This is a genomic window from Paenochrobactrum sp. BZR 201-1, assembly GCF_044987585.2.
Taxonomy (GTDB): Bacteria; Pseudomonadota; Alphaproteobacteria; order Rhizobiales; family Rhizobiaceae; genus Paenochrobactrum; species Paenochrobactrum pullorum.
Genome location: NZ_JBJDRZ020000010.1, coordinates 153,711 through 163,397, shown reverse-complemented (window position 1 = coordinate 163,397; position 9,687 = coordinate 153,711). Strand labels below are relative to the sequence as shown.

Annotated in this window: 11 protein-coding genes and 1 pseudogene; 7 read left to right on the top strand and 5 right to left on the bottom strand. The window is 45.6% G+C overall.

The window, feature by feature from the left end; all coding sequences use genetic code 11:
- The first annotated feature begins 359 nt into the window (after positions 1–359).
- The 3 genes from ACI0FR_RS08545 to ACI0FR_RS08535 are packed head-to-tail and all read left to right on the top strand — an operon-like array spanning position 360 to position 4,113.
- On the top strand, positions 360–1,364 hold the full coding sequence (locus ACI0FR_RS08545) for an ABC transporter substrate-binding protein (protein WP_404908548.1): 1,005 nt from the start codon (positions 360–362) through the stop codon (positions 1,362–1,364).
- Positions 1,365–1,367: 3 nt separating this feature from the next.
- Positions 1,368–3,041 carry an ABC transporter permease gene (locus tag ACI0FR_RS08540; protein WP_374831497.1) on the top strand — a complete coding sequence of 558 codons (1,674 nt, stop codon included), beginning with the start codon at positions 1,368–1,370 and terminating at the stop codon, positions 3,039–3,041.
- A gap of 1 nt (position 3,042) precedes the next feature.
- Positions 3,043–4,113, top strand: coding sequence for an ABC transporter ATP-binding protein (locus ACI0FR_RS08535; RefSeq protein WP_374831495.1), 1,071 nt, complete (start codon positions 3,043–3,045; stop codon positions 4,111–4,113).
- 79 nt (positions 4,114–4,192) lie between these two features.
- Here the strand turns inward: ACI0FR_RS08535 and ACI0FR_RS08530 are convergent, their stop codons facing one another.
- The 3 genes from ACI0FR_RS08530 to ACI0FR_RS08520 form a co-directional block, all read right to left on the bottom strand.
- On the bottom strand, positions 4,193–5,476 hold the full coding sequence (locus tag ACI0FR_RS08530) for a solute carrier family 23 protein (RefSeq protein WP_374831493.1): 1,284 nt from the start codon (positions 5,474–5,476) through the stop codon (positions 4,193–4,195).
- Between the two features lie 363 nt (positions 5,477–5,839).
- The gene (locus tag ACI0FR_RS08525) at positions 5,840–6,349 is read right to left on the bottom strand and encodes an outer membrane protein (protein ID WP_374831491.1); all 510 of its coding nucleotides are present in this window, start codon (positions 6,347–6,349) and stop codon (positions 5,840–5,842) included.
- Positions 6,313–6,780, bottom strand: coding sequence for a TonB-dependent receptor domain-containing protein (locus tag ACI0FR_RS08520; RefSeq protein ID WP_374831489.1), 468 nt, complete (start codon positions 6,778–6,780; stop codon positions 6,313–6,315). Before ACI0FR_RS08520 ends, ACI0FR_RS08525 begins: the two co-directional genes overlap by 37 nt.
- A gap of 253 nt (positions 6,781–7,033) precedes the next feature.
- Here ACI0FR_RS08520 and ACI0FR_RS08515 point away from each other — a divergent pair, with 253 nt between their 5' ends.
- Genes ACI0FR_RS08515 through ACI0FR_RS08500 form a run of 4 tightly spaced genes read left to right on the top strand, consistent with a single transcriptional unit; the run spans position 7,034 to position 8,680 of the window.
- Positions 7,034–7,306, top strand: coding sequence for a hypothetical protein (locus tag ACI0FR_RS08515; RefSeq protein WP_404908554.1), 273 nt, complete (start codon positions 7,034–7,036; stop codon positions 7,304–7,306).
- The gene (locus tag ACI0FR_RS08510) at positions 7,297–8,004 is read left to right on the top strand and encodes an IS66 family transposase (RefSeq protein ID WP_404908557.1); all 708 of its coding nucleotides are present in this window, start codon (positions 7,297–7,299) and stop codon (positions 8,002–8,004) included. The genes ACI0FR_RS08515 and ACI0FR_RS08510 overlap by 10 nt, the downstream gene beginning before the upstream one ends.
- Positions 7,932–8,294, top strand: a complete 363-nt coding sequence (locus ACI0FR_RS08505; RefSeq protein ID WP_461667935.1) for a hypothetical protein — start codon at positions 7,932–7,934, stop codon at positions 8,292–8,294. The genes ACI0FR_RS08510 and ACI0FR_RS08505 overlap by 73 nt, the downstream gene beginning before the upstream one ends.
- Before the next feature lie 41 nt (positions 8,295–8,335).
- Positions 8,336–8,680, top strand: coding sequence for a hypothetical protein (locus ACI0FR_RS08500; RefSeq protein ID WP_404908560.1), 345 nt, complete (start codon positions 8,336–8,338; stop codon positions 8,678–8,680).
- Positions 8,681–9,141: 461 nt separating this feature from the next.
- On the opposite strand, the pseudogene ACI0FR_RS08495 reads toward ACI0FR_RS08500, so the two are convergent.
- Together ACI0FR_RS08495 and ACI0FR_RS08490 are read right to left on the bottom strand one after the other, a co-directional pair.
- Positions 9,142–9,291, bottom strand: a pseudogene (locus ACI0FR_RS08495) (transposase); the annotation flags it as partial.
- 4 nt (positions 9,292–9,295) lie between these two features.
- A complete protein-coding gene (locus ACI0FR_RS08490; RefSeq protein ID WP_404908565.1) occupies positions 9,296–9,502 on the bottom strand; it encodes a hypothetical protein in 207 nt (68 codons plus the stop codon).
- Between the last annotated feature and the right edge of the window lie 185 nt (positions 9,503–9,687).

Sequence of the window (9,687 nt, the reverse complement as noted above, 5' to 3'; positions counted from 1 at the left end):
TCGGAATGGGGGCTGTCGTCAGCGCCTGTCGCATTTCTATTTTGCTGGGAACGTCGCAACTTTAACTTGCTAAAACACTAGCTAGCTTACTGAAAGATCTATGTTTGATTGATCTTCCCGCCAATTGTAGGTCGCCATCTATACGATTAAGCGTATTATATTTTGCCATCACATATGTGTAATGCCACCATTATGCGTATCCAAAATGTCATGAATTTCATATTTGTGGATCTTATTTCACAATTTAAAGACAGCGATTACATCCAGAGGTTGACACCACCCATTTCGGCAATATTAACTCCCAATGAATTTATGACATTTTCATGATATTTATATGATCATAAGGGAGGAGCGATCCGATGAAATTCCGTTTACGCTTTGCTACCATTGCAACAGCGGCCTTTGTCGCAATGGGTTCGGTTGTTACCACAGCGCAGGCTCTGATGGTTTATACCAGTGTTGATGAAGAAAATGCCAAGAAAATCCTCGATGCATTTACTGAGGATACAGGCGTTAAAGTCCAGATGGTATTTCTGTCATCAGGTCCTGCATTGTCACGTATTGAAGCTGAATCCAATCGTCCGCAAGCAGATGTCTGGTTTGGCGCACCCAGCGAAAATCACATTCTTGCCCAAGAACGCGGCCTGACAGAACCTTATGTTTCTGCCAATGCGGGAGACTTAACAGAGCAATTCAAAGACAAAGACGGCTATTGGCACGCCATTTATACAAATCCATTAGCTTTGGGTATTCGCACCGACATTCTTGAAAGGCGCAATGTGCCAGCACCCAAATCATGGGAAGATTTGAAAAATGAAGCCTATCGCGGCCTGATCCAGATGCCGTCCCCGCAAGCTTCCGGCACGGCTTATGCGGTTATCCTAACTCTGAACCAATTATGGGGTGAAGATGCGACTTTCGAATATATGAAAGAGCTCAACCCGAATATCCAAACCTATACTCAGAGTGGCACAGCACCAAGCGGCGCGCTTGGCGTTGGGGAAACCCCGATTGCACTGCAATTTTCACCAGGCTTTCTGAAGCTGGTGGATGAAGGCTTCCCTGTCAAAGTTGTATTCCCGGCTGAAGGCGTAGGCTATGAAGTCGCTGCCATGTCGATCCTCAAAGATGCAGCCAATCAGGATGAAGCCAAGAAACTGGTAGACTGGATGACCTCGGCAAAAGGTCAGGAGCAGCTTTCCAAAAACAAAACCTACTTCATGCCGATCCGAGGTGATGTCAATGCGGGCGAAGGTGTGCCGGCACTCAAGGATATCAAACTGATTTCCTATGATCCGGCATTTGCTTCCGCCAATCGTCAGCGCCTTGTTGACCGTTGGGTTGAAGACGTACTCGGACAATAACCAATGTTCAAAACAGCCCGATCGCAAATCCGTATTTTGGCGCGTGATCCAGTATTACTCGCTCTGATCGTCGTTATTTTTGCGTCGATCGCTGTTTTCGTAATCTTCCCGCTGGTCAAAGTCTTCTTAGCCAGTCTGCAACAGCGGGGAGACTGGACATTGGATAATTACGCAATCCTGTTTCAGCGCAAACTCTATCAGAATGCGCTGATCAACAGCCTGAGCGTCGGCGCTCTTGTCGGTATTATCGGCGTTATGATCGGTTATCTTGCCGCTTTCGTGCTCACACGTCTCGACGTGCCAGGCAAGAAACTGCTGCATTACCTCACAATTCTACCGATTATTTCACCACCCTTTGTCTCTGCTATTTCCATTCTGTTTCTGTTTGGCTTCAATGGCCTGATTACCAAACAGATCCTGCATCTGGATGCTTTCAGCATCTATGGCATGCATGGTGTTGTACTCTCGCAAGTTTTCACTTTTGCACCGATTGCCTATCTTTCCTTGCGCGGCGTACTGGCTTCCATCAGCCCGACATTGGAAGATGCCGCACTCAATATTGGTGCCACACGATGGCAGACTTTCTGGAAAGTTACTTTTCCATTGTCACTACCAGGCATTGCCAGCGCATTTTTGATTGTGTTCATCGAATCCATGGCTGATTTTGGTAATCCGCTGGTGCTTGCAGGTGCTGCATTCCCGATGCTTGCCCCGCAAGCCTATCTGGAAATCACCGGCTCTTTCAATCTGGCACGTGGAGCAACTCTGGCAGTTATTCTGATCCTACCATCGCTCACTGCATTTGCCATTCAACGTTATTATTTGGCCAAACGTCAATATGTAACAGTTACCGGAAAACCAACCGCCAGCACTTCAAAAATCGTCAGCACTCCAATTAAATGGCTGCTTTACAGCCTGCTGCTGACATTTGCGATCATTGTCGTGCTATTTTATCTGGTTATTCTTCTCGGTGCATTTACGCAGGTTTGGGGCTTTAATTACACATTTACGCTCAATCATTTCTATTATGTCTTCGATGTTGGCCTTTCATCCGTTGTCGATACACTGATTATCGCGATCATCTCAACACCGATCAGCGGCCTTCTCGGAATGATTATCGCGTTCATCGTGGTTCGCCGTGCCTTTCCGGGAAAGCAATTGCTGGAATTTGGCTCGATCCTCTCTTATGCAGTTCCGGGAACTGTTGTCGGTATCGGCTATATTTTGGCCTTCAATGCACCACCATTCGTTCTGACGGGCACACTTGCCATTCTTGTTCTTTGTTTCGTGCTGCGCTATGTGCCGGTTGGTATCCAATCAGGCATTGCAGTTTTGCGTCAGATTGATCCTTCAATTGAGGAAGCTGCCCAAAATCTCGGTGCCACAACACTGACAACCTTCCGCAAAGTAACACTGCCATTGGTGGCACCTGCATTTTTCTCCGGTCTCGTTTATGCCTTTGTGCGTTCAATGACCGCTATCAGTGCTGCAATCTTCCTTGTTTCGGCCAATTGGAATCTGATGACAGTACAAATTCTTAATCAGGTCGGCTCAGGGCGGCTTGGTGTCGCTGCGGCCTTCAGTGTGCTGGTTATTCTGATTGTTCTGATCGCTGTTATGCTGATCAATGCCTTCGTAACCCGTATGACACGTCACACAAATATGGTTCGTTTTTAATATGACAGATGACGTAAAAATTATTGCGCTTCACAAGCAATTCACCAATCCGGAAAACCCGTCACAAACGGTACATGCGGTGCGTGATATCAATCTGGCAATTCAAAAAGGCCAGTTGGTAACGCTGCTCGGGCCATCCGGGTGCGGTAAAACCACATTGCTGCGTATGATTGCTGGTTTTGAAGAACCCACTTCAGGCGATATCATGTTCGGTGAAAAACGTATGAATGATGTGGCACCGAACTTGCGTGATGCGGCGATGGTGTTTCAATCCTATGCGATTTTTCCGCACCTTAATGTGTTTGAAAATATCGCCTTTGGTTTAAGGCTCAAAAAAATTAGCCGTTCTGTAATTGATCAACGGGTGAACCATGTGATGGAAGTGACTGGCTTGCAAGGCTATGCAACCCGTTCACCGAACCAGCTATCGGGCGGACAGCAGCAGCGCGTCGCTCTTGCACGCGCGATTGTGATGGAACCGAGCGTCTTATTGTTTGATGAACCACTGTCCAATCTCGATGCCAAATTACGCGAGCAAATGCGCGTGGAAATTCGTGAATTGCAGCAACGCCTTGGTATTACCAGCCTCTATGTTACCCATGATCAGGTAGAAGCGATGAGCATCTCCGACCTGATCGTAGTGATGAACAAGGGTAATGTCGAGCAGATCGGCACGCCTTATGAGGTTTATGCACGTCCAGCCACAAAATTTGTTGCAGACTTCATCGGCAAGGGCAATTTCCCGACTGCAAAAGTAACCGGAAAAGACAAAGTAGAGCTCGCAGGCGTAACTTTGGAATTAGGGCGTGAGACAGGTTTTGCTGAAGGTGACAATGTTACACTGATCGTACGCCCTGAAGCCGTGAAAATCCATGCAACACAAGGCGAATTCGCCAGCACAGTCAAACGCGCCATGTTCCTCGGCAATGTTGCGGAATATCTGATTGATGTGGATGGGCTTGGCGACTGGCTGGTTGATGTAGCAAGTCCTGCCGAGCATGGTCAATTTGCCACTGGTGAGCGCGTATTCCTCAGCCCTTCACGTGCATCTTTGCATCTGCTGCCAGTATAAGTAAACGTGACCAAAAATAGATAATAAAAAAACCGGCGGTAATAGCACCGCCGATTTTTTGTCATGTTATACTGATTAATCAGGCTTCGGAACGGCGTCCGATACCTAACAGCTGATACATAATCAGAGCTGCGAATGTAGATGTGCCGATACCACCGAGCGAGAAGCTACCAATAGTAATCGTGAAATCACCTGCACCAAAAATCAGTGCGACAGCGACGGTAAAAAGGTTACGCGGATCGGAGAAATCCACCTTGTTGACAACCCAGATACGCGCCATTGCCGAGGCAATCAAACCAAATACAGAAACCGCAAGACCAGCTAGTACCGGTGCCGGAATGGTTTGCAGAACAGCGCCAAATTTCGGCGACATGCTCAATGCCAAAGCCACAATCGCAGCAATGACAAAAACCAATGTCGAATAGACTTTGGTCATCGCCATAACACCGATATTTTCTGCATAGGTCGTCACACCGGTACCACCTCCGGAACCGGAGATCATGGTCGCAAGGCCATCACCAAGGAAACCGCGACCGATATAACGATCCATGTTCTGGCCGGTGATTGAACCCAGCGCTTTGATGTGACCAAGATTTTCAGCCACCAATACGATTGCAACCGGTGCAATCAAAGCAATAGCAGGCCAGCTGAATTCAGGCTTGGCAAAATGCGGCAAACCAAACCATGCTGCATTTTGTACCGAAGCAAAATCGATACCGTTAATAAGACCAAAGCCATTACCGAGTATCAGAACCAGCAAATAGCCAAAAACAAGCGCAAGCAGAACAGCAATACGGCGGGTCGAGCGCGGGCCATAGGCCGAGATCATTGCCATACAGAGCACTGTTAAAAGCGCAATAGTGATATGCGCGCCTGTACCTTTGAGCTGATTGACTGCAACTGGTGCCAGATTAAGGCCAATGGCGACACCAATCGCACCTGTAACCGCTGGTGGCATCAGTTTTTCAACCCAACCGGTACCAACGCCCATGACGATGAGACCGATCAGTGCATAAATCGCACCGCAAGCGATAATACCGCCAAGTGCAACACCAATATTAGCATTAGGCCCGCTACCGGCATAACCAGTTGCAGCAATCACCACAGCGATAAATGCAAAAGATGAACCGAGATAGCTTGGAACGCGACCGCCGGTTATAAAGAAAAACAGCAGCGTACCAATGCCCGAAAAAAACACCGCTACATTGGGATCAAATCCCATAATGAGCGGTGCAACAATTGTAGAACCCGACATTGCCAATAAGTGCTGAATTCCCATGGGAATCGCAGCGGAAGTCGGTAATCGTTCATCTGGTAAGACCGTGGCGTTATTTGTCAGGCGCCAGGTGGGAAAATAGGCCATCTTGTCCCCCAAGTTAAGGCATGTCGTGGAACGAGCCGAATAGCTTTCCAAGACGATAGGTATAAAAATAAACTGAATACTTTAACTGAACATTGCTGAATGCAACGAATTGTCGTGTAAACGACCTTGTATATCCGGCATTAGAATTTATTTCCAGTAGCGGATTTTTTATTCATTATTTAATTTCGCAAGAACCATGCCTGATTTGCCGATCAGGCTATTCTTTAATCATGCCAATATGTAGCCAGAGCCTTACCGATTTCTAGCGTGGCAGTTTATTTCTTCCCACTTCTGTAGGCTCAAATATGAAACGGCTTCAGTTCTAGAACTGAAGCCGTTTTTATTTAAGTGCGGATCGAACAATCAAAACCGATAATTAATACCGAGTTTGATCTGGTCAATTCTTGGCTTGCTGTCCCATTTATAGGTGGCGCCATTCAGTTCAGGCGTTTCAAAACCACCTTTTCGCAAATTGGTAAAACTATATTCACCACCAATACTGACCACAAAATTATTGGCAAACTGATAATCATACCCTAAATGCACACCCGCAATCGTCGTGTCCGCATTGCCAAAATTATAGACCAGTGCATTTTCACCATTCGTTGTAAAATCAGCCATCTGATAGCTGCTCGTACCACCACCCAGATGCAAACCAGCATAGAGTCCGCTCCAGTCATATGCATTTGCATTATCGAGATCAGCCCAGCCTTTGGGCGATGATGACGAGAAATCAGTGGTAAAACCAACGCGCAATGTACGCCCCGGCGACGGAATTCGGGTAAGACTTAATGGCTCGACATAATAAACATCCGTCAGATTTTCGACGGCAAAGCTTAATTTAGCAACTTCCGACAGTTTATGGATGCCCATAAATCTATCAGCGTGTACGGTTCCCACGGAATTTGTGTGATCATGCTGGCACCACCTGCATCAGGTGTCTGCGCATCGGCTGCGCGTGGTCCTATATGTGAAATACGACCGCTTAAGGAAAGGCGCTCATCCAGCAACGTCTGGCTTAAAGTCAGGCTCACCTGATATTCCGGTGGAACATAATTGGTCGCATAATCACTGGCGAGCGAAGGATTCGCACAAGTGTCACGCGTGATACAATATTCAATATTGGTGTAATAAGAACCCGCCAATTCTGCTGAAAAGCCCCCTTGTTCATAACGCGCAGAAAGATCAATACCTGCCATTTTGACCTGATCAATATTGCGGATGAGCATATTGCGACCATCCTTCAACGTACGGTTGATATAATTATCAGTCGTGCTGTCGAAATAGCTTACTTTGAAACGCACACTGTCATCATTGTTGAAAATTGTAGGCTTACATCGCCTACGGAAGTGGCAAAGCGTGACGTATTGGAAATATCGGTGCCGCGCATCTGCGATTTTTTGGTAATCGCTCCCATGGACGCCGCCTTTAGATGGTGTTCAACACCGCCATTCTGCCACATTAAGGCTGTCGGGGAGCATCAATCCCATCAGAGCCGAAATTCTCCCCTAAATTCTGGGATTGTCAAGAGTTTAAAAATTAGAAACCATGCTTTGCATGGAACATATTGAATTGCAGCGCTTGAGCAAGGACGAACTGATTGATCTGGTTCTGAATTTGCAGCGCCCCTTGAACAACTCGAACGATTCATCCACGCGGCCATCCACGGACAAGAAAGTGCGGCGTGAAAGTTCACGTCCAGGCAATGCAAAACCGGGCCACGCACCGCAATTGAACATTACACAAAAAACCCTGAGTTTCGTAATCACCTGCCAGAGCATTTTGAGTGCTGTGACGACCTACAAGTTTGTAATACAGCAATGGAATTGATTGGCGAATACGACGAGATCGATCTTCCTCCGATCAGGGCTTATGTCATCCGTCATTGCCGTTTTGCCTGTGCGTGCACGCATTGTGGTGCGCCTGTTAAAAGGACGGCTCCAGCTGTTGCAGCAAGTACGCTTTTTGGTAAGCGCATTCATGCTCTGGCCATCTATTTGAAAGAATTCCAGGTGTTTTCTTGCAAGCGCCTGCGTGCCCTGTCGTTGGATATATTTGGCATCACGATAAGTGAACGCGCATCAATGAACATATTTCTGCGCTCCCATGCGACCTTCGAATTGGAAGCGCATAAGACTCGCGCAATCCTTCGGTGTGCCAAGGTCGTTGCTAGCGCTGACGCCAGTGTTCGCATTAAGGGGGCTAAATCGTATTATTGGGTGTTTCACTGCAAGAATGTCGTTGTTAATCAGTCAGATTATTCACGTTCCAGCCGTTTCACAAAGGAAATGATGGAGGGCCACGTACCGGAAGTCCGGATATTTGACCGGTATTCAGCTCAGCAAAATCTCGCAGATAATCATCAAACCTGTCTGGCGCATCTGGTGCGCGATACAGCCTTTGCGTTTAAACAATGGTTCACCAAAGTGTTCGCTCTGGCACGTGATATCGGCAGTTGCGCCGCGTCGAAGCTGGCAGTCAAAAAGCGAGAATTAAAAAACAGCTCAACAACATTCTCGATACGATAACAAATTGCGATTGTGTTCGTAAGCTACAGAACAAGATCGGCCGGGCGAAAGAGCAGCTTCTTGTCTTAAGCCGTTATCCCGGCGAGGTCGAAGCCACCAACAATGGCTCGAAGCAAAAACTGCAGCCAAGTGTGATCCAGCGCGAAGTAACTAATGGCTATCGTGCCAAGTGGACACCAAATGCCGAAGTCGACGTACGAACAATGGTCGATACTGCAAAGCATAAAGGCCAAAAATTTCTGCCAAACAATCCTCAATACCCTCGTTTAAGTCAAAATTGGCGTGGGTAATTACCCAAAAATTTTGCATATTCATTAAGGGAACATTCATTATGAATAAATTATTAAGAATATTTTATACAACTAAAAATTTATTAGTTATGTCGCATTTTGACAAAGATTTTATTAAAAGTTCAATTTTATTAATTAATATTCTGCCACGAGCTAATATTGAAAATATATTATCTTGTAGTTTTAATAAAGAAATTGTACTTGAAACAATAAAATCCATAACACATGATTATAATTTGATAATAAATGAGTATATAGAAAATCACATAGATCCTTATATTAAATATAACCTACGCAATAAGAGATACACAACTGATTTTTACAGAGCTACTGCTGGCCAACGTGGCGCGCTAATATTTTTTAGTATTGTATATTATTGGGGGTAATTGCGACTATTATTGTCTCTGTTAGTACGATTTCTGGTAATGACACAAAAAATACTTCGTTAATAACGGGTATTATTTATATTATTATTTTCGTCTACACAATGGCCTCTATTGGTTATTTAACAATTGGAAGTAATGTTGCTAACGCTTGGGATATCGACAAGCAGCACATAGAGGCACTTATTAATCTTATGCAGGCAAGATTAGATGGAGTGACGGTTGGTTTTCTGCAGGCATCGTCAGGTCGCGATAGAGCCGGTACATCACCCGCGAACATGATATTTTTTCGCCCGGAGAGAACACAAAATTCTGTAACACGAAGACGTATGTCTTCTGCACGTATTGATATTGAGTAGTGGGTAATTATGGCTGCATGGCGTAGTTGCATGGGTGCGACTTTAGGCAAGATTGCCCTATCCTTTTTATTTCATTAGATGCGCGGAAATCGCTACGCTCAGGACTCATTGATTGATGCAAAAGATGATTATTGCCGCGATGCAAATTGCTGACATGAATGTATGGGCACATCGATCGTAGCGGGTGTGAACCCGTCACCAGTCTTTGAGCTTTCCAAATATATTCTCGATCTTGTGGCGTTTTCGGTAGAGCGTGGCGTCATGCGCCATTGGTACTCATATTTGCAGTGTAGCTATCAGCAAAATTATTCAAACTTGCACCGATACCACCTTCGCAATAAAGAGCATATTTACCATTTGCCCAATGATATGCTCCCCCATACACCAATATCAGCCCATGTTTTATTATTTGTAATATCAACTGATTTATATTTGCAATCACATATAAATCACTTGGAAGCAGCATAATCCAGAATGTTCAAGCCGGCACATTAAATAATTTAATACGACAACCAACTGTTGTATCCTTGTCGCTTTTTTTCCACATTCACATCACTGCTGAAGCGAACCCATGCTCCATAACTATCTTCATTGGCAAAAATGCCCTATATGTGACCTTTAAATTAAAGTTTTATGCAGTAAATTGTTGTG